At 42.8% G+C, this 20,360-nt stretch carries 15 protein-coding genes and 1 tRNA gene; 9 read left to right on the top strand and 7 right to left on the bottom strand.

Annotation, left to right across the window (positions count from 1 at the left end):
• The first annotated feature begins 281 nt into the window (after nt 1-281).
• The 3 genes from modA to A7456_RS07990 are packed head-to-tail and all read left to right on the top strand — an operon-like array spanning nt 282 to nt 2,451.
• Nucleotides 282-1,046: a molybdate ABC transporter substrate-binding protein gene (gene modA / locus A7456_RS08000; protein ID WP_067009393.1), complete on the top strand. Its 765-nt coding sequence runs from the start codon at nt 282-284 to the stop codon at nt 1,044-1,046.
• A 41-nt stretch (nt 1,047-1,087) separates the two neighbouring features.
• Entirely contained in the window at nt 1,088-1,780 is a 693-nt protein-coding gene (modB, locus tag A7456_RS07995) for a molybdate ABC transporter permease subunit (RefSeq protein WP_003665320.1), read from the top strand.
• Entirely contained in the window at nt 1,777-2,451 is a 675-nt protein-coding gene (locus A7456_RS07990) for an ATP-binding cassette domain-containing protein (RefSeq protein WP_067009390.1), read from the top strand. The genes modB and A7456_RS07990 overlap by 4 nt, the downstream gene beginning before the upstream one ends.
• A 171-nt stretch (nt 2,452-2,622) precedes the next feature.
• On the opposite strand, the gene A7456_RS07985 is transcribed toward A7456_RS07990, so the two are convergent.
• From A7456_RS07985 to A7456_RS07970, 4 genes are all read right to left on the bottom strand, one after another.
• Nucleotides 2,623-2,698 (bottom strand) — tRNA-Gly (locus A7456_RS07985).
• A gap of 112 nt (nt 2,699-2,810) precedes the next feature.
• Nucleotides 2,811-3,107, bottom strand: a complete 297-nt coding sequence (locus A7456_RS07980) for an SH3 domain-containing protein (protein ID WP_067009387.1) — start codon at nt 3,105-3,107, stop codon at nt 2,811-2,813.
• 134 nt (nt 3,108-3,241) lie between these two features.
• Nucleotides 3,242-4,576 (bottom strand): glyceraldehyde-3-phosphate dehydrogenase, encoded by a 1,335-nt coding sequence (locus A7456_RS07975; protein WP_066890789.1) that lies wholly within the window; start codon nt 4,574-4,576, stop codon nt 3,242-3,244.
• 277 nt (nt 4,577-4,853) lie between these two features.
• Entirely contained in the window at nt 4,854-5,297 is a 444-nt protein-coding gene (locus A7456_RS07970; protein WP_066890786.1) for an NUDIX domain-containing protein, read from the bottom strand.
• 224 nt (nt 5,298-5,521) lie between these two features.
• Between A7456_RS07970 and hemP the strand changes: the two genes are divergently transcribed.
• A complete protein-coding gene (hemP, locus tag A7456_RS10990) occupies nt 5,522-5,683 on the top strand; it encodes a hemin uptake protein HemP (RefSeq protein WP_227514671.1) in 162 nt (53 codons plus the stop codon).
• Between the two features lie 131 nt (nt 5,684-5,814).
• Here hemP and A7456_RS07965 read toward each other — a convergent pair whose 3' ends face one another.
• Nucleotides 5,815-10,899 carry a translocation/assembly module TamB domain-containing protein gene (locus tag A7456_RS07965; protein ID WP_067009384.1) on the bottom strand — a complete coding sequence of 1,695 codons (5,085 nt, stop codon included), beginning with the start codon at nt 10,897-10,899 and terminating at the stop codon, nt 5,815-5,817.
• Between the two features lie 228 nt (nt 10,900-11,127).
• Nucleotides 11,128-14,040: an autotransporter assembly complex protein TamA gene (locus A7456_RS07960; protein ID WP_158512513.1), complete on the bottom strand. Its 2,913-nt coding sequence runs from the start codon at nt 14,038-14,040 to the stop codon at nt 11,128-11,130.
• Nucleotides 14,041-14,111: 71 nt separating this feature from the next.
• On the opposite strand from A7456_RS07960, the gene A7456_RS07955 reads away from it, so the two are divergent.
• Nucleotides 14,112-15,440: an MFS transporter gene (locus A7456_RS07955; protein ID WP_067009379.1), complete on the top strand. Its 1,329-nt coding sequence runs from the start codon at nt 14,112-14,114 to the stop codon at nt 15,438-15,440.
• Between the two features lie 16 nt (nt 15,441-15,456).
• Here A7456_RS07955 and pdxA read toward each other — a convergent pair whose 3' ends face one another.
• The gene (pdxA, locus tag A7456_RS07950; protein ID WP_067009376.1) at nt 15,457-16,497 is read right to left on the bottom strand and encodes a 4-hydroxythreonine-4-phosphate dehydrogenase PdxA; all 1,041 of its coding nucleotides are present in this window, start codon (nt 16,495-16,497) and stop codon (nt 15,457-15,459) included.
• A gap of 116 nt (nt 16,498-16,613) precedes the next feature.
• Here pdxA and dnaB point away from each other — a divergent pair, with 116 nt between their 5' ends.
• The 4 genes from dnaB (at nt 16,614) to A7456_RS11470 (ending at nt 20,322) form a co-directional block, all read left to right on the top strand.
• Entirely contained in the window at nt 16,614-18,017 is a 1,404-nt protein-coding gene (gene dnaB / locus A7456_RS07945) for a replicative DNA helicase (RefSeq protein WP_067009373.1), read from the top strand.
• A 27-nt stretch (nt 18,018-18,044) separates the two neighbouring features.
• Nucleotides 18,045-19,148 carry an alanine racemase gene (gene alr / locus A7456_RS07940; RefSeq protein WP_067009370.1) on the top strand — a complete coding sequence of 368 codons (1,104 nt, stop codon included), beginning with the start codon at nt 18,045-18,047 and terminating at the stop codon, nt 19,146-19,148.
• Between the two features lie 246 nt (nt 19,149-19,394).
• A complete protein-coding gene (locus A7456_RS07935; RefSeq protein ID WP_067009367.1) occupies nt 19,395-19,964 on the top strand; it encodes a hypothetical protein in 570 nt (189 codons plus the stop codon).
• Between the two features lie 199 nt (nt 19,965-20,163).
• Entirely contained in the window at nt 20,164-20,322 is a 159-nt protein-coding gene (locus tag A7456_RS11470) for a hypothetical protein (RefSeq protein WP_158512512.1), read from the top strand.
• The last annotated feature ends 38 nt before the right edge of the window (nt 20,323-20,360 follow it).

Genomic DNA, 20,360 nt, shown 5'->3' with positions numbered 1-20,360 from the left:
AAATCTGCCAAACAATTTATCGTTTTATTTAACATTTATGGTTTATTATCATGTCAAATTCATGAAAGTACATTTAATATCAAGAGAATATCCATGGCAATCAGTGCAAGAAATCAGCTTAACGCCACCATCAAACACATTCAATCAGGGGCGGTTAATGATGTCATCAAACCTAGCCGTGGGTTCGTCTGTTACTGCCTTAATTAAGGCATCACACATTGTTCTTGGTGTCAAAAAGTAACGCCCAAACCCCACAACCACAGAACAAACAGGAGCATGTTATGACAACAACCATCAAATCAGCCATCAAACCCTTATTCATCGCCATGATGGTCATGGGGGCAACATCGGCTCATGCAGACATCACCGTGTATGCCGCCGCCAGCATGACCAACGCCGTCGAAGACATCAATAAGTTGTATGAAAAAAAATACAACAGCAAAGTAAAAACCTCGTTTGCCGCTTCATCTACCCTTGCCAAACAAATTGAGCAAGGTGCACCTGCTGACATTTATATCTCAGCAAACACCTCTTGGATGGATTATCTTGCCAAAAAAGATAAGATTGTTAGCAGCAGCTACAAAAACCTATTGGGCAACCGCTTGGTGATGATTACCCCCAAAAACAACCCCATCAAGACCAACATCAAAATAGACAAATCCTTTGACATCGGTAATGCTTTTACAGGCAAGCTATGCACTGGCAACACCGCCAGCGTGCCTGTGGGCAAATACGCCAAAGAAGCCCTAACCAACCTGGGTTGGTGGGACACCATCGGGCCACGTTTGGTAGAGACCGAAGATGTGCGTGCTGCACTAAACTTTGTGAACCGTGGTGAATGCCAGTTGGGCATTGTCTATGCCACAGATACCAAAGTGGTTAAAAATGTGCAAGTGATTAACACCTTCCCAATCACCACACACACGCCGATTGTCTACCCCATCAGCATGGTTAAGCAAAGTCGTGAAGCCCAGCAGTATTATAACTTTTTACAGACCAAAGAAGCCAAAGCGGTTTATCGCAAATATGGTTTTAGTGTCTTGTAATCAGTGTCTTGTCATCATTTTTATCAAGGTTTGGTACAATCATGAACCTAACACTGTCGCCTGATGAGATGGCAGTCATCAAACTGTCCTATCAAATCGCAAGCGTGAGCCTTTTGGTCAATCTGTTACCAGCAATTGCCATGGGTTGGCTGTTGGCTCGCAAAGATTTTTTTGGCAAGTCTTTGTTTGAAACCCTTGTGTTTTTGCCCTTAGTTCTGCCCCCTGTCGTACCGGGCTATATTTTGTTGGTCTTATTTGGCAATCAAGGGGTCATCGGACAATATTTATCACAGTTGGGGTTTGATTTGGCATTTAATTGGAAAGGGGCGGTACTGGCATCAGCAGTCATGGGCTTTCCCTTGATGGTGCAATCGGTACGCCTTGCCATTGAATTGGTGGATAAACGCCTTGAATTGACCGCCATGTCATTGGGGGCAAGCCGTTTACAGGCATTTTTTCAGATAACCTTGCCATTGGCAGGTGCTGGGATTGTGATTGGGGCGATTTTATCGTTTTGTCGCAGTTTGGGCGAATTTGGGGCAACCATCACCTTTGTGGGCAATATATCTGGGGAGACTCGCACCTTGCCATTGGCGATTTATAGCCTACTACAACAACCTGACAGTGATGCCCAAATCATGCGATTGTTAATGTTGTCAGTTGGGGTGGCGTTTTCGGCATTATGGTTGTCGCAGTGGTATGCCCGTTATCAAAAAAGAAGACTTGCACAATGACACAAACCGCCCAAACACCAACCGCACAAACATCAAAAAATAACTCTTTGATATTTGATTGTCAGTTTCAACTGGTGCTTGGCAGGCTGAATTTATCCGTTGATTTACAATCATCGCAGCCTGTCATGGGGCTGTTTGGGATTTCAGGCTCTGGCAAAACCAGCATTTTACACACCATCGCAGGGCTAAATGCCCCAAAAAATGGCAGTATCCGTATCAATGGGCAAACTTGGTTTGATGGCGAAAAAAAAATCAACATACCCATTCAGCAACGACGAGTGGGCTTGGTGTTCCAAGATGCTCAAATTTTCCCCCATAAATCGGTGATGAATAATTTGCTATTTGGCTATCACAACATTGATGATGACCAAAGACGCTTTCACCCCGATGAAATCATTGAGCTGTTAAAATTGGGGCATCTGACCCAGCGTATGCCCACCAAACTATCAGGCGGTGAAAAACAGCGAGTGGCACTTGGGCGGGCGTTGCTTTATTCGCCAAATTTGTTACTTTTAGATGAACCGTTATCCGCCTTAGACAGCATTCATAAACAAGAGATTTTGCCATTTTTTGAGCAGATTATCCGCACCACTCACATTCCCATGCTGTATGTCAGCCATGACAAATCAGAAATCCAGCAACTGACTGATGAGATTTATTATTTGTCCTAGAATATATTTCTGATTGGTGTTGTTAAATTAATACGCTGATGTTCTTGATGTTACTTGTTACTTTTGCAACAAAAATCTAAGTGGTTTTAATTGCTTTTTTTGCTTAATTTACAATCCATTGCATTTAAACAACAAAAAAGCCCAAATCTGTTGATTTGAACTTTTAAAAGTTGGAGCGGAAAACGAGATTCGAACTCGCGACCCCGACCTTGGCAAGGTCGTGCTCTACCAACTGAGCTATTCCCGCCTGTCAGCATTCGCTGTATGGATGCGTATTATATCGGATTTTGTCATAAAGTCAAGCATTTTTGCAAAAAAATTTAAAAACAAACAAAATCTCTTCTTTTTAATAACAATTCTCAATAACAACTTATAAACTCGCGAAATACCCAACCGATATATCGGTCGGTTCTAGCATGAAACACCAATACCCATGGACGTCCTTTATCATCATAATCATACTCTGAGACATAGACGGTCGTGCCGTTTTTGACTTGTCCGATGACCTTGCCGTTAGGCGTGGCACGAGCGTTTAGTGGCGTGCCTGTCGGGTTGGTAACTTTGCAGGTTTGGGCAAATGCAGTGGTTGGCATGGCAAGTGCCATACTTAGTCCAATGGCAGTTAGGGTGGAGGCTAGCAAGGGTTTGATTTTCATAACAATGCTCAAAAAAATAACAACACTCAAAAAGACGTTTATCAATCTTGTGAATGTATAACAAAACAGAGTATTTGTTAATGTAACACAAACACCCTGTCATTAACAACTAATTTCACAATAAAACAAGTTGATTAGTTACTCGCCATAACCTCTGCCACACGAATAACTTGTGTGCTATATCCCATCTCATTATCATACCACACATAAAGAGTGGCACGGTTGTCGCTGGCGATGGTTGCCTTTGCATCAAAAATCGCTACTTTTTTGGAGCCAACAAAGTCGGTAGATACCGCCTCTGAACTGTCTGAATAGTCAATTTGTGCTTGCCATTGCTCACTTTGGGATTTTTCCTTGATAAAGGCATTGAGCTCATCAGCAGAACCTACTGTTTTATCAAAGTTAAGGTTTAAAATTGCAAGTGAGACATTTGGAGTTGGCACACGAATGGCGTTGCCTGTGAGTTTGCCTTTTAGCTCAGGAATGGCTTTGGATACCGCAGAGGCAGCTCCTGTGGAAGTCATGACCATGTTTAGGGGGGCAGCACGACCACGGCGGTCAGATTTATGATGATTATCTACTAAGTTTTGATCATTGGTAAAGGCATGAACCGTTTCCATGTGTCCGTTTACAATGCCATAAGTGTCGTGTAGCACTTTTAGCGTTGGTGTGATGGCGTTGGTGGTGCAAGACGCTGCCGATACGATGGTATCGCCCCCGATGGTATCATGGTTTACACCATAGACCACATTTTTGATGTCGCCTTTGGCAGGGGCGGTGAGCAGTACTTTTTTGATGCCTTTGCTTGCCAAATGTTTGCCAAGCCCTGCCTCATCTTTCCATTTGCCTGTATTGTCAATCACGATGGCATTATTAATGCCGTAGGCGGTGTAGTCAATCTCGCTGGGGTCTGATGCGTGGATGAATTTGATAAAGCGACCATTAACGATGATGCCACTATTGGCATGGTCAATCTCAACCGAGCCATCAAACCAACCATGCACGCTATCACGTTCTAGCAAACTGCCACGCTTATCAAGGTCACCGTCTCCTGCTGGGCGTACCACGACAGCTTTTAATTGCAATCCCTTATCGGATGCAGGACGACTCATCAACAAGCGTGCCAAAATGCGTCCAATACGTCCAAATCCGTACAATACCACGTCTGTGGCAGATACCTCTGCACCATTGGCAAAGTCGCTTGCCTTTTTACCTGCTTTTAATGCCTGCCCCAAATCAATGGTGGTGTCGGTGGCACTGATGTCTTTGACAAAGGCAAGCGTATCTGCCACATCAAGGGATGCTTTGGCATGTTTGGTCAAAATATCCGATACCGATAAAGCCATACGCTCACCAAAAAACAGTACGGTAATGTTTTGAGTGGACAACTTAGCAAGAGCAACAAGCAACTCAGTCGCTTGAACTTCTTGGGTTTGGCGTTTTTTAAGATGTTCTTGATAAATGCTCATGGTGGCACCTTTTTATGAATGAATGAGAATTATGAATGAATAAGAATGTAGAGCGTGCCTGTTCTTGATGAAAATTTACAGTTTAGATGGTGTGTAAAAACAAATAGAAATTTCAAGGTTTTTATTTTTCTTGAAAATCGTGCAACCGACCTGCTGTTTAGACAGATATTTTTCATGATAAATACAAAAGGCAGGCACGCCTTAAAAGTCTCTAAATTTTAAAGGAATTTGTCTATTTTGACAAGTTTTATTTATTTTTAAAATCGGCATATTTTTATCATTTATCATCCAGCCATGCCAAAATTTGCCAATTCGCCTGTGGCAATCGCTTAGCACTTTGCAACAATGTCGTTTTGTCAAGCCATAACAGTGCCTGATTATCTAAGCCAATTTTTTTGTCTTTAAAATCAAGATATTGGCTATTGGTTAATACAATCTCATACACATACAGTTTCACCAACCTATCGCCATAATCATGACAAATCTGCCCAAGCTCATGTATGGTGTTGGCACAGATGTCCAATCCCAGCTCTTCGCCTACTTCACGGATTAGGGCAATTTGAGGGGTTTCATTTGGCTCAATTTTACCCCCAACAAATTCCAACTTATCCCCTTGATGTTGATGGGCATGACGCCTTGCTAACAAAAATTCATCGCCGTATCGCAACAGTGCCACTGATACAGGGGTGATTTTTGGTAATTGTTTGCATTTGGTAGTCATATTGATACCTTTTATCAGAAAAATGGTCAGTTTTGCCAAATTTTGTAATTTGTATTTGCAATCTTAGAAAAATTTGATATTATATCAACAAATGATAACTTTTATTGTTTGTAAAAATTTAGTGTTTAGATAAAATTATCATTTTAAGCTAATAGTTATTATCAGCCAGACGGCTCGGAAAAATATCCGCAACCCGTCCAATCATAAGGAAACTTGTCATGACCATGACCATCGCTCGTTATTTTAGCAACCGTGAATCCACTCGTCTGCCCACCCTGCATTCACAAAACTTATTCGCTTTGACCAAGGAAGTGCGAATTGAGCATCAAGGCGAGGAATATCGCTTACGTCTGACACGCAATAACCGCTTGATTTTAACCAAATAACCCATTTCAATCATAAATCTCCAAACCAAAAGGCACACCGCTAATCTCATTTAGGTGTGCCTTTTGGTTTTTCGTCTTTTGTCTGTGATTTGAAGATGACATGGCAGACGAATTAACTTGCCATACCCGATCTAAAACTTCCAACGATAAATCACATCAACCATATTTTCCGTGGTAGAGGTCGCCTGCACATAGACACGGCGAGTCAGTTGATAACGCATGGATAATTCGGTTTGGGCATTAAACACGCCCACACCATAGCGGATATATAAGTCAGGCGTGATATAACCTGTAACATTCACATTCGCATCACTTGAATTGCCCGATGCATCCACCGTCAGACTTTCAAGACCTAAGGCACTGCCAATTTGATTAGTCAATGAACGTGTGCCTGACAAGCCAAGACTTAACCCTGCTGCTGCCAGATTATTGGTAACCTGTGAACGAAAACCCTGTTCAGAGATTTGACTGTCTGCCGATGAATCCAGTCGCCCTGTGATGATGGCATTCATCGCTTGCTGCTCGGAGAGTCCTGCATTGTTAAACACACTAATATCCGGAGCGTTTGCTGTGCCCTTGATACGAACACCCACCGTTTGACTCTCCACCTCTTTTTCAGCCTCGATGGATAGGCGAGGATTTAGCATGTCGCCATTAAAGCGGATTTGGGCATAGTTTAATTCTAGATTTTGTCCAATACCATCAATCTTAGTGCGTTCAGACACTTGCACCACACCACGAGCTTGGGTTTTTCCTTGTCCGCTTTGAGTTAAATGTAATGCCCCTGCCAATGGTAATTTGGCACCAAAACCACGAAACACCACATCATCACCCAAATCCAATCCAATATCAGCATTAATGCTCCACGGAGCAGACACCTCCAATATCTGCTCAACATTACCCGACAAACGACGGTCAAGCACCGATACATCAGGCGACTGGGGAACAACATTACCCTGTGCCTCAGGCGGGCGAATGGTTGCCGATGGTATGACCACCACACCTTTAATGTCCACATAGCGAGACAAAGGTTTGACCATCACTTCAAGATCAGGACTGACCTGTGCCACAAGCATAGGAGGCGAGCTGATGGTCAGATTATTGGCAGAGATGTTCACTTTGGCTTGTAGTTCTTGTTGCCAATCCGCCTGTCCTGTCAGCACGCCTTGTCCTTGTCCACCAATAAAATCACCCACAAGTGTTGCTTGTGTGCCCGCTATCTGTGCCGATAGGTTAACATCCACCAAATCCAAAGGCACATCCATGACCGCCAAATGACCATTCATCAACTCAGCATTCCCATAAAACAGGGGCTGAGTTAATGTGCCATTCACCTTAGCTTGAAGTGTGGCAGTACCTGATAAGGCTTTTAGATTTGGCAAAAATGGACGCACCACCGCCAAATTAATGTTATCAATGACCACATCACCTAAGATGGGTTTGTCATCAACAAATGGATTCATCAGCACATCAGCATGACCCTCACCTATCGTTCCTGCCACATCGGTACGTAACCTTAGACCTGTGGGCGTATTTTGAGCGATGACCGAGATACGCTCATAAGGCATCTCTACATAGCCTTTATCATCACTGTTTAACCCCACTCGTCCATTATCTGAGTACAATAGTGCATTGATTTGAGGGTTGATATTGCCCTTTTTATGACTGATTTTAGCTTGACCATTTAACTTAGCATGCCAAAAAATATCGCTTGGCATAATGGGTGAAAATACAGACGTATCAAGGTCTTGGATGACCACATCCGCCTTTATTTCATTAGGCGTATAGACCAACGTGTCTTGTAGACATAAAGACCCTATACCGCCTGCACGAGTTTTACTGGTCTGCCAACAATGAGGGGCTATTTGTAAACTCTTATCTGGTCCCATCTTAAATTCTGTCGGCTGTCTTTGTGATAGCAGTCCAAAGTGAGTTTGCATATTCCCCTCACTGAGTACGCCTTCATAAGTCTTGGTCTGACTGTTAAAGCTGCCCACCACTTTGGCATGCGTCTGCACTTGATCACTTTTTGCTGTCAATGCCATTTCATGCTGATGCTGTGTGCCTTTAAAATTAAGACGTGCCAAACTTACCATCTGTCCCATGGCGATGACATTTGACACCTCGGCAAACAGATGACTGGGGGCATTACCCAAATTGACAATCTTGCCTACCACATTTGCCTTTTGGATGATGATATCAGCCGTACGCACGTCGTTGGCATTTAAATCCACATAAATGGTTGGCAACTCAGTACGGTCATCCACCAAAATCAAACCGCCTTTTATCGCCCCCCTAGCATCAGGCATGAGCTGACTTAGATTGGTAAGATTTAGTGCCATGGTGAGATTTTTTTCATTACCGTGCATGCTTGCGACATTATCACCCATACGAAGCTGAACTTTGTTCGCATCTAGTTTGCGAATAATTTGGCGTGTTTGCTTGGTGCTTTGCTCTAACTGACGCTGAAAATCGGTAATGTTTTGTAAATCAAAACTGTCAGAATTGGTTTTAAGACTGCTGATATAACCACTCAAATCCTCGGGCAAATCAAATTCTCCAAACAGTGAACCTGTGGCAACAACATTATTCCCTTGCATGGTGCCTGTCAATGACAAATCATTAATGGCAACACTCTGAATGTCCTTAGCCCATCGCCCTGTTGTACTAAATCCCCCTGTCAATGCACTGTCCATGTCCTGCACAAAATAACCGATGTTAAAAGCATTCATCTTTGCCGTCAAATCCCATGCCATTTGCCCAATGTCTATCACACCTGACGCTGAGAGCTCGCCTGCTTCTCCTGTGTGCTCCAAACGATGTACCACAAAGTTATCATTAGCACCACTGATATCCACCACAAGCTGACCATTTGGTATGTCATCATGGATTAGCTGACCGGCAAATTTGGCGGCGAGATTGTCAAGGCTTCCATCTTGATAACTGCCTGTGCTACTCATATCACCTGTAATGACAGCAAGCAAGCTCGTATTATCCACAACGGCGGATGTGTCTATCTCATCAAGACGAGCACTCACCTCCCAACCGATGCCCTCAGACAGAGTTAACATGCCCAAAGCCGACAGCTTACCTTTGGGGGTGTGATAGTCTAAGGTGTTGATATTAATCTTATTTAGGTCGCCATGAACATCAAGCAAGACATCACCTGCACCAATCTTAGGCAGAAAACTCTGAGCAAACTTACCCTTAAAATCAGCGGTAAAATGTTCAATTTCTGCATTCACCATCTGCACCGATGCCCCACCCTCGCCTGATACATTCACGGTATTGCCATCGGTCAGCGTCGCTGTCAAATCTGAACGAACAATATTAATCTCATGTGTCTGTTTGGTTGTGCCATGCGGTTCTTTTTGTGGTGTTGTGGTTGGTGCTGACCCTGTTTTGGTATTTTTTTCATCTTCACGCATTCGCCCTGTGGCTAGGATGGTTCCTTTAATCATTGAAAATGGGGTTTTGTCAGGAGCATCAAAATAGGCATTTGGCATAAAACCATCGGTTGCCAAATCAAACTGCCAGCTCAAAGGTGTGTTGGTCGTGGCAAGGTCAATACGCCCTGTCCCTGTCAAATGCCCAACGTCGCCTTGATAATGAAAATCAGTCAAATCAATCCGCTCACCCTGTTCAATCTTAGCACGAATGTCATAATCCCCAGCAGGGGCAACTGATAATCTCTTAATATTCGCCTTGCCTTCAATGTAGGTTTTTCCCTCTTCTAGGCGAATGCTTGCTGAGCCATAAGGACTGTTGATATTATCAATATTTGGTACACCTGTTCTCACAACATTTTGCCAATCGGCATGAATGTGCCACGGAGCATTAGGACTGTCTTGGCTTTGGACAAGGCTCGCCTGCACGCTCTCGCCATCTTTTTGAGTCAAGTCAAATTCTAAGCGAGTTTCATTGGTTGTCTTATCCAAAGAAGAATATTGAAATCCCAAAGTCCCATCTAACACTCTGGGCAGATAAGCCTGATAATCAGCATATTCAACAGGCATGAACTCACGCACTTGCACACCCTGACCATGCACCGCTACATCCATCATGAACTCATCTGACCACTCCATCTTACCATCAGCGGTCAGCTGTCCGCTTGGGGTGTCCGCTGTTAACATTTCAATGTCTATGCCACCATCACGCACCACACCCCGACCATAATAATGACCATTTGGCATGTCTTGACCCGACAAATTGGCATTCATGCGTATCTCAATGCGTTCAACCACGCCATCGGCGGTAATTATCCCATCTTTTATTGTAATATTTTGTTCATCAGCATAAGGCAAGACGGCATGGTCAATATATAATTTGGCACTAAATGGCGAGCCATCATCTAGCCCCTGAGCGATGAACTCACCATGAATGTCATGCTTGTTATATTTGCTTATCACCTTGCCATGCGTGCGTTTGAGTGTCCCTTCGGCTCTAAGATGCAAGGTATCAAAATGGGCTTTATCCAAAGCAGACACATTCACTTTTGCTGTGGCAGAGAGTGGATAGTCGCCCGTCAAATCAATTTTGGCATTGACATCACTCACATTCACGTCGTGATTGATGTTGATTTTTGCACCTTCAACCTGCACCTGACTGCCTGCCCATTTGCCATCTACCAAAGCAATATCATACAGATAAACAGGCTCTTTATAACCGCCCTTATCATCTGCTTGGGTATAGCTGACGGTGTTTGCGGTCGTATTTTGTAGGCGTAGACTGACAGGCAAATCAATGGTTGGGTAGTCAAATGGTTCATCTGTGGACGGCTTATGATTAATGATGTCCAGTCTATCAATGCTTGCCTGTGCCAAATGCACCTGACGGGCAAAGACCGCTCGCCAGCCTAATTTGACATAGGCTTGATTGACCTTAATTTGCACCTCTTCGCCTTGGGCAATAACGATGTCTGATACCCACACCCCCCCATGCAAACTGCCCTTGCCATAAGAGAGTTTAGTACCTGTCTCGGCTGCAATTTTCTCCAAAACAAACTTGGTACCTGTCTCGGTACTGATGGCATAAAACAACAATGCAAAAATCAGCATCAGCACGACAATGATGGCGATAAACAGACGAATAAGATATATCCGCCATTTAGATGTTGGCGGTGTGTTGGGCAAGATTGGTGTGTTTGACTGACGAGAATCCATATCCGCCTTATCATCAGGTTTAGGTTGTTGGTTGGTGGGTTTGTGGTCAGTCATGGCAAAGCGGTCGTTAGGTGATAAAGTCTATCAAAAATGGTGCATTAAACCATAATTTGAGTAATTTTTCAATGTCAAATAATGTCAAATTAAACATCAACAAAACCCATCATAAAGATAATCCGATTATTACTCATCAGTTTTGTAGAAAATCCATCAGATAATTAACCCATCAGATAATTAATAAATTTGCATGTTAAGCTAGGATAAAAACTCATGATTAAACCACTAAAAAGGCGTTCCGATAAAAAAATGCAATTTCACCGATTTATCTTTTTCTCCCACGCCCGTTGCCACATCTAATCGCACCTGTCCTACCGGGGAGGCATAACGCACACCCACGCCTGCTCCAACTTTGGTGTCATTTTTAAAATCCTTATCATAGGCATTGCCCACATCGGCAAATACACCCAATCTTAGCCCTTCTAGGACTTCATAGTTATACTCACCGCTTGCTACGGCTAAGGCTTGACCTCCTGTCAGATAACCTTTATCAGATAAAGGCGATAAGCTGTCATAGTTGTAGCCACGAATGCTTTGGTCGCCACCTGCAAAAAAGCGTAATTTATACGGTACAGCATTAAAGTCATCTGCCCACAAATAGCCCAAATTAAGACTGCCAATCAGCTGGTGCTGACGGTCTTTTCCATGGCTGTTATCACCAAAGCTATACACGCCACTTACCCCCGCTCTTAGTATTGCCATATCGGTATCGGTTAATAAGCCCTGTTTGCCAAGCTCTAATGAGTAGTGCTGACGATAACCTTTCATGGGATTTGCCAAATTATCCGCCACCATCTTATTCATGGCATAACCTAGCAGTAGTGCTTGTTGGGTAGGTTTACCATGTTCAAATTGCACTGGCAGATCCTGCCATGTCTCCCGTGGGGCGTTGGTTTTAAGCTCATCTAAACGATATTTTAGCGAATAGGTGCGATTCCAACCATTGTCTTTGACAAGATTACGGCTTAATCCTGTCTCTAAGGTTCTGCTGGACAAATCAAAATGCCCCACACCTTGATTAATTCTCTCCTCGTTATAGCCCAGTGATGCTTTGGCTTTATCATTTAAGGGGTGACCGATGGGGCGAGTAATGTAAGTATCTACACCTTTTTTGTTTTGTGATATCCGTACATCCGCTCCTGCTTGCATGCCATCACGGTTGAGTAAATTATGCTCAATCCTTGTGATAAATCTTGTGCCACTGTCTGACCCCCAACCCACACCGATTTGGGCATCTCGGGGCTTGTCCGACATCACAAAGACATACAGGGGTACTTTTTTATCTTCATAGACATCCTGCCCACGCTTTCGCCCTGCCAGCACAGGCGATTGCACATCCTGAGACAGCTCTGGCAGAGCATCGCCTGACTCATCGGGTAATATCATCTTTGCTACGCTACTGATCGCATCTGAGATACGCCCTAAGATACTGCGTGATTGCTTACTACTGTCTGTAACAAGCAGGCGGTCATCAGGAGCATTATAGAGTTGTTCGGCTTTTTGTTTGACCAAAGCAAGTTTATCACTAATAATCTCACTTGTACTAAAATCAATCGGCTCAATGGTTGCTGTAACACCATCACCCAAATCTATCGTCTCACTGCCATCGTTTGTTTGGGTGGTGATATTTTCAAAATTAATCCCCTCCTCTGGGGTCTGACTGGGCAGGACTGTCTCGGTGTTTACTGTATTAAAATAACCCGTGGCAAGCAAATTGTTGCTTAGGTTGCGTGTGGCGCTGCGATTGTAGGCATCACCCATCTCAAAGCTGACTAACTTGCGTAACAACTCAGGTTTGACAGGCAGTTTATCAGGGTCGGTCGTCATTTTCCCTGTATCGCCATCTATGGTAAAAAAAACCACATCATCAAAATGATACTGCTCACCTGTATCATAGACCAAATTCACATCCGCCACATTATCAGGCAATACCACATCCGCCGAATGATTCAGCCATCTGCCATCAAAATAACCATGCTCACCACTGACCTCATCAATAACCGCCTTGTTTGCTTCATATTTACCATGGTCAAAGACATCGCCTTGTTTTAGTGGGGCATTTTCTTGTGCCAGAAGATAAGCAGGGTCATCTGCCCCCAAACCACGCACCTCTAATACCCTATCATGGACAATAACAGGCTCTCCTAAGTCGTGTATGACCAAATTTATCTCGCCTGGCCCTGCTCGCTCTATGCTAAAATTCATGTCATAATAACCAACCGCTTGACCTGCGGTAATGACTGTCTGTCTAAGACGTGCCGCCGATGCCTCAAAATCTGCCACACTCTGGGCACTGATCTCTTTTAGAGCGGTTGTGATATTGGCAAATGGCTCAGATTTTAGGGTTTTGCGGTTTAATTTTTGGGCATTATCGGTCAGCTTGGCATTGTTTATCTTTTCTGCCGTCATCTTGGCTTGTGGTACTTTAAAGTCATCTGCACCATTTACCGCCATCTCCTGTTCCACATACTCTTTTACATATTCATCATCATGATAAACATTGACTTTAAGGCGTGTAACCGCCTCCACACCGTCATTAAACAAGCGATAATACAGGCGTTTGATTAGATTTGGCGGTTTAATCTCATCTACAATGGCATCAGGGCGTTGGGGCAGTGTACTTGCTTTATATTCGTACTCAGGCAGATAAGCGGCTGGGTCAAGCTCATTCTTTGGCGCCTTATCTTGCTTGGCAAGCATGCTCTCATAAGTGGGCAACTCGGTGATGGCGTGCTCATCTAGCCCAATGGGGGTCTTATTTGTATCAAGCGTGGCAATATCTGTCTCATCAATCTTGGCAAAACCACCCTCAAAATGATTGTCTATATGAGCGTTTTGTAATTTATTCTCAATCTGTGCTGTGGTTAGTATTTGGCTGGCAGCGATGTCATCAAAAAAAATGTCATCAGTCAAAGTAGCTGCCACACCATCGGTGCCTTTGGGCGTGTTTTGGTCAACCTCGTCCATAACCTGTGTCATGGTCATTGCCCCATTTACAGATGTTGGCAAATCAGGGTTATTGGTTAATGATGAAACCGACAGCGGACTGGCTGTTGCAGGCAATATCCCAATCCCCATCACGGTATGCAGGCATAAGAGTAAGGGTGTTTTTTTGTGCACAAATACAACTTTTTTCATGATAATTTTAAAAATTTTAAAAATCTCTGCTATTATAAACAACAACATTTCTATTATCAACACAAAGCATCATGGCATCCCAATTCTCTTTATTTAAAACTCGTCGTTTTAGTTCAATGTTTGCCACTCAGTTTTTAGGGGCATTTAATGACAACATATTCAAACAAGCACTCATCTTAGTACTCACCTACACCGCTGCTGCTAAAATGGGGGTTGCGGTCAGTCTACTAAACAACCTTGCCGCCTTGCTGTTCATTCTGCCTTATTTTTTATTTTCAGCATTGGCAGGGCAAATCGCTGATAAATATGAAAAATCATGGCTGACACGTAACATTAAACTGTTAGAAATCATCATCATGGTCTTAGCGGCTGTGGGTTTTGTTTTTGAGCTGTATCCACTGCTATTTGTGGCGTTGTTTTTAATGGGTACGCATTCTGCCTTTTTTGGCCCCATCAAATACGCTTATCTGCCTGAGGTCATGCACAAAGATGAATTGGTCGGGGCAAATGGGCTGTTTCAGACGGGTACCAGTCTTGCCATCTTAACTGGCATGATGATGGCAGGGTTCTTAACCCAGCTTGATAACTCGCTTGTGTGGATATCAGCAACCACCTTATTTATCGCCGTTTTGGGTTTTATTGCATCTGGTTTTGTGCCTGCTATTGCACCCCACGAACCCAACTTAGATATTGATTATCATATTTTTCGCACCAGTTTTGGCATCATCAAATATTTATACAGTTTGCCGTTATTATTTTTTATCATTTTGGGCAATAGCTGGTTTTGGTTTTATGGGGCGACTTTTTTAACCCAAACCCCTGAGTTTAGTAAAGTGATTTTGCATGGTAATGAATCTGTGGTGATTTTATTATTGACCCTATTTTCTGTTGGTACTGCCATTGGGTCGTTATTATGTAAAACACTCACCAAAAACCAAATCAGCCTAAAACTTTTGCCCATTGGCATCATCGGGCTTAGCTTATTTGCTGTGGATTTGTATTTGTCACTAAGTGGCATACATATCATCGCACCTGCCCATGGTACTTATACCATCAGTGAGATATTAAATCTAAATGGCACAATTCGGGTGTTTGCTGATTTGTTTTTATTGGGTCTATCAGGGGGTATTTATATCGTGCCATTATATGCCTTTATGCAGGCTTATGCCCCCATCAGTCATCGTTCACGTATTATTGGGGCAAATAATATCTTTAATGCGATATTTATGGTCGGCTCTGCCATCTTCTCCATCATCATTCTAACAGCATTAAAACTCTCCATTGCCCAACTGTTTTTAATCACAGGTATGATTAATGTCGTCTTTGGCATATTTTTATATTTAAAATTAACCCATCATAAAGACAGCATGACAATGGCAAAAGACGGTGGTAGGATTTAAAACAGCGAAAATCTCATCAGCCCCCACTCATCATCATCGCCATATCAATGGCACGCCTAAGACTACTGCTGCTCGCCTGCCCTGTCCCTGCCAGTGTCAATGCCGTGCCATGATCAACAGAGGTACGCACATAGGGCAGACCCAAAGTGATATTGACCGTATCACCAAAACCGTGCGATTTTAAGGGAGCAAGCCCTTGGTCATGATACATGGCAATCACCACATCCGCCGCCGCCAAATTCCGCTCGGTAAAGAGTGTATCGGCAGGCATGGCAAGACTGACATCCATGCCTTGTTTGGCAAATGTCTGCAAAACAGGGTTAATCACAGTCAGCTCTTCATCGCCCAAATGCCCATCTTCGCCTGCATGAGGATTTAGTCCGCATACCAAAATTTTGGGACAGGTAATGCCAAATTTGTGTACCATTTCATCATGGGTAATTTGTACCGTTTGGTAAATGGCGTAAGGGGTAATGGCATTTGCCACATCTTTTAGAGGAAGGTGCGTGGTTACCAAAGCAACTTTCATTTTGGCATTGGCAAGCATCATCACCACCTTATCCACGCCTGCCTTGCTCATAAAATATTCGGTATGACCGCTAAATTTATCGCCATTATCTAGGCATACACCTCCGTCTATCATCACAGACTTTTGCAAAGGAGCGGTAATGATAGCACGAATTTGGTGCGTACTGGCAAGCGTGTGAGCAATATCAAGCTGAGCTTGAACCATACTGGCATTGTTAGCATTTAGCACGCCTGCAACCACAGGACTGGCACAAGGCACATGAAGCAGACAGATGGGATGGGGGGCAGACAGGTTAAGTGTGTGAACATCATCCACCACTGCCATATTCGCCAATATGTCTTTTTTTACCACATTTTGCCTTGTTAGTTGTGCCACTCGCTCGGTAAAAGCATATTTGTCAGCACAAATGATAAGCGGTACGGATAAAGCATGGCTATGGTGAGCAAGCACATCAATAACAATGTCCATACCAATGCCAGCAGGTTCGCCTGTGGTGATGAGCAGGGGTTTTAAGAGGGTATTTTGCATGTTTTTGTCATGTGTGGATAAATGATTCGTCTATTTTAGCGATTAATTGATATTTTAAAAAGCACATTTTTGGGCTTTATGATAAAATTTAGCACCCATTTTAAAATACAATCACAATGACCGACCCAAATACCCCAAAAAACCCCAAAACTGCTGTTGATGAGCTACTAACTCTACAACCACCACACAATATGGACATTGAACGGGCTTTATTGGCATCACTTATGAGTGTTGATGATTCCTTTGAAAAGATTGATGGCATCATCAAAGCGGAGGATTTTTATGGTGAGCGTCATCGTCAGATTTTCAATGCCATCAATCACTTATCACGCATTCGTCAACCTTATGATACGCTGATGGTACATGACTTTTTAAACCAGCAAAACCTACTTGCCATGGCAGGCGGTGAGGAGTATCTTATGCAAATCAACCAAAGCCCTGCCACACTCTTTAACCTAATTCCTTATGCTAAGAGGGTGCGTGAATTTTCGGTTTATCGTCAACTCATCAAATCTGCCAATACCATGCTAAATTTGGCCTATCACCCCAAAAAGCAGAGCGTAAGCGAGATTTTGGATGTGGTTGAGGCGGATATTTTTCGTATCAATGAAGATTACTCTCATGGCACAGGCAAACAAGGCGTGCGACAAGTTGAGGACATTTTGCAAAGCATCACCGATCAACTGATTGAAATCAAAGGGCGTCAAGACGGACTCATTGGACTGCGAACGCCCTTTACAGAGCTGAACAACAAAACCCAAGGTTTACAACGTGGCGACCTTATCATTTTAGCAGCACGCCCCTCCATGGGTAAAACTACTTTTGCCATGAATCTGGCCCAAGAGGTGCTGGTGCAAGAGTTGCCTGTGGTCATGTTCTCCATGGAGATGCCCGCCGAATCCATCGTCATGCGAATGATGTCAGGGTTTAGTAGCATCAACCAAAGCAACCTACGTTCAGCAAGGATGACCGAAGAGGAATGGGCTCGTCTGTCTCAGGCGATGACATTTTATCAAAATACCCACCTATACATTGATGACCGCAACAACCTACCACCATCTGAGATCCGTTCTACTTGCCGACGTATTGCTAAAAACCATCCAGAGGGACTGGGGATGATTGTTGTGGATTATTTACAGCTCATGAAAGTCCCTGGTATGGAGAATAACCGTGTTCAAGAGATTGGCGAGATTAGCCGAAGTTTAAAAGCTCTGGCTCGTGAGATGAACTGCCCTGTCGTTGCTCTATCCCAGCTTAACCGTAGCCTAGAACAACGTACCGACAAACGCCCAATGATGGCGGATTTGCGTGAGTCAGGAGCAATTGAACAAGATGCCGATCTGATTATGTTCATCTATCGTGATGAGGTGTATTACAAAGACAAAGCGGACAACAAAAATTTGGCTGAGATTATCATTGGCAAGCAACGTAATGGCCCAATTGGTAAATTACCCCTAAAATTTGTGGGAGAATATACCCGCTTTGACAATCTGACCCCCAATGACCATGAAAATCAATGAGTTAATAACAAATAGACAGAACAGCCCATGCGACACACCCACATTAGTATCAACCAAACTGCCCTAACTCATAACCTAGCCGTCATCAAACGCCACGCCCCCCATGCCTCTGTCATGGCCATGGTCAAGGCGAATGCTTATGGGCATGGGTTGGCTCACTGTCTGCCTGCTCTTATGGATGCAGACGCTTTTGGTGTGGCAAGTTTTGATGAAGCCCTAAGAGTGCATGAAATTTGTGGGCATTTATCCAAACGCATCATTCTTATGGGGGGTGTGCTTGATAAGGATGAATGGTTTGATGCCCAAACACACGGTTTTGAATGTGTGATACACTGCCAAACACAGCTGGATTGGGCGTTATCACACCTTGTACCTATGGGCAGCCCCACAGGCACCATTTGGCTAAAATATAACACGGGCATGAACCGTTTGGGTTTTGGTGATGATGTACTAACCGCTGCCAAACTCTTAGATAACAAGGGTTATCGGTTGATTCTTATCAGTCATTTTGCCTGTGCTGATGACAAAGACCATCCTACCAATGCCCTACAAATCAAGCGATTTAATGATGTATTGACCATCTTAAAAGATAAGTACGGTAATGACATACAAGGCTCATTATGTAACTCAGCAGGCATCATCAATTTTCCTCATGCTCATCATGATTGGGTACGTACAGGGATTGCCTTATATGGAGCAAGTCCTGTGATGGGCAGTGATATTCATGAATTAAATTTGCTCCCTGCGATGAATTTTAGTACCCAAATATTTGCCATACATGAGTTAAATGCAGGCGAAACAGTCAGCTATGGCGGAGTGTGGATGGCAAATAAACCCACTCGCATTGGCGTGCTAAGTGTTGGCTATGGCGATGGCTATCCTCGCACACAAAACGATGCTAAGGTGTTGATTACCAAAGATGATGGTGCATATCTTGCTCCCATCGTTGGACGCATTGCCATGGATATGATGATGATAGATATCACAAACCTGCCTGTGGGCGTGGGCGATATGGTCATGCTATGGGGTGATGGTCTGCCAGCTGACAATGTGGCACGATGGGCAAATACCATCAGTTATGAGTTGTTTTGCAAAACAACCAACCGACCCCATCGCCGTATTATCGTATAGATATTTAGCAATGCTTTGCCATTGATTTCCTCCTCCTAAGGTTAGGGGATTTCTTTTACAAGACGGCCAAGCTAGACCACAAGAATATTCTTACTGGTAATAACCAGCCTGATTTGCTATCATAGATTAAGTTTTTTCCTGTTGTTCATTGTATGGGTTGCTTAAAATGTTGATTTTACAGCCATTAGGGTTCACTTTTGAATGGCATGATGATAAGTTTGAATTGGTTTATTCACTTAATATAATATGACAATTGAAAATATTGAAAGAATAATTGAGTTGCTACCAAAAAACATATTAGGCAGCAATAATAAAACACGTCATTTCTTTTATGGAAATGGCAATTCTTTAAACGATATCAAAAAGAATGTTGATGATGCCAATATCATATTTGATGATAAGAATGATGTATTGATTGTTGAAATAAATACAATCATCAACAAAGACGATTTATGGAAGTTGTATCAAAAATTTGAAGAATTATCTTCCATATTGAAAGTAGATTATGATGGATTTGAAGTCCTTATAGATGGTGAAGAAAATCAACAAGAATTTCTGCCTTTTGAGGATTTTTTTAAACCGCTATCTTATATTAAAACGCAGTTATCTAATAATGATTATATTTATCTATTATTCTTAGGTGGAAATAAGTTAGATGGGTATTTTTTTGAATGTCTGTCTTTGGTGGATGATGGTAATGCCAACACAGATGTGTTAGATAATGTATTAAGAATATTTAGACAGCCCATACAAGGGATTTTTAATCCAAAAATTTTTAATCAAGTCGGTTTTTCTGAAAAAAAAAATTGCCGATAAGCTTTCGTTTTAGATTGATAGAAGACAATACAACACCTAAGCAAATAGATGAAATTTACAATAAGTACAACATAGATGAGTCAGAAAATAATAGCTGGGTCTATGTTTTAAAGAAAATCGTGGAATCCAAAAGCGATGAGCTTTCTTGTAAATCAACAATGCAATATCAGGTTGTTTTAAGCCCCAAAGGAAAAGTAAAATGGGGTCATTTATTACCATTGTTGATAGAAAAAACACAGAAGAAACTGACATTGCTATGCCATTTGGTTCATTGTTAGATTACAATAAACTAAATGCTATTTTTATCAATGATATCAATGAATTAGAATTAATAGATAAAGCTTATCTATGCCTATAATATTAACCAGATGATTGCATTGTATCAAAAAGATTTGT

This window comes from Moraxella nonliquefaciens (genome assembly GCF_001679005.1).
Lineage (GTDB): Bacteria > Pseudomonadota > Gammaproteobacteria > Pseudomonadales > Moraxellaceae > Moraxella > Moraxella nonliquefaciens.
The sequence above is the reverse complement of the archived record's forward strand: the minus strand, read 5'-3'. Positions and strand labels throughout refer to the sequence as shown.

Bases quoted from the DNA above. Each gene is read 5' to 3' on its own strand.
- modA (WP_067009393.1), top strand. From the start codon at position 282: ATGACAACAACCATCAAATCAGCCATCAAACCCTTATTCATCGCCATG.
- modB (WP_003665320.1), top strand. From the start codon at position 1,088: ATGAACCTAACACTGTCGCCTGATGAGATGGCAGTCATCAAACTGTCC.
- A7456_RS07990 (WP_067009390.1), top strand. From the start codon at position 1,777: ATGACACAAACCGCCCAAACACCAACCGCACAAACATCAAAAAATAAC.
- A7456_RS07980 (WP_067009387.1), bottom strand. From the start codon at position 3,107: ATGAAAATCAAACCCTTGCTAGCCTCCACCCTAACTGCCATTGGACTA.
- A7456_RS07975 (WP_066890789.1), bottom strand. From the start codon at position 4,576: ATGAGCATTTATCAAGAACATCTTAAAAAACGCCAAACCCAAGAAGTT.
- A7456_RS07970 (WP_066890786.1), bottom strand. From the start codon at position 5,297: ATGACTACCAAATGCAAACAATTACCAAAAATCACCCCTGTATCAGTG.
- hemP (WP_227514671.1), top strand. From the start codon at position 5,522: ATGACCATCGCTCGTTATTTTAGCAACCGTGAATCCACTCGTCTGCCC.
- A7456_RS07965 (WP_067009384.1), bottom strand. From the start codon at position 10,899: ATGACTGACCACAAACCCACCAACCAACAACCTAAACCTGATGATAAG.
- A7456_RS07960 (WP_158512513.1), bottom strand. From the start codon at position 14,040: ATGAAAAAAGTTGTATTTGTGCACAAAAAAACACCCTTACTCTTATGC.
- A7456_RS07955 (WP_067009379.1), top strand. From the start codon at position 14,112: ATGGCATCCCAATTCTCTTTATTTAAAACTCGTCGTTTTAGTTCAATG.
- pdxA (WP_067009376.1), bottom strand. From the start codon at position 16,497: ATGCAAAATACCCTCTTAAAACCCCTGCTCATCACCACAGGCGAACCT.
- dnaB (WP_067009373.1), top strand. From the start codon at position 16,614: ATGACCGACCCAAATACCCCAAAAAACCCCAAAACTGCTGTTGATGAG.
- alr (WP_067009370.1), top strand. From the start codon at position 18,045: ATGCGACACACCCACATTAGTATCAACCAAACTGCCCTAACTCATAAC.
- A7456_RS07935 (WP_067009367.1), top strand. From the start codon at position 19,395: ATGACAATTGAAAATATTGAAAGAATAATTGAGTTGCTACCAAAAAAC.
- A7456_RS11470 (WP_158512512.1), top strand. From the start codon at position 20,164: ATGGGGTCATTTATTACCATTGTTGATAGAAAAAACACAGAAGAAACT.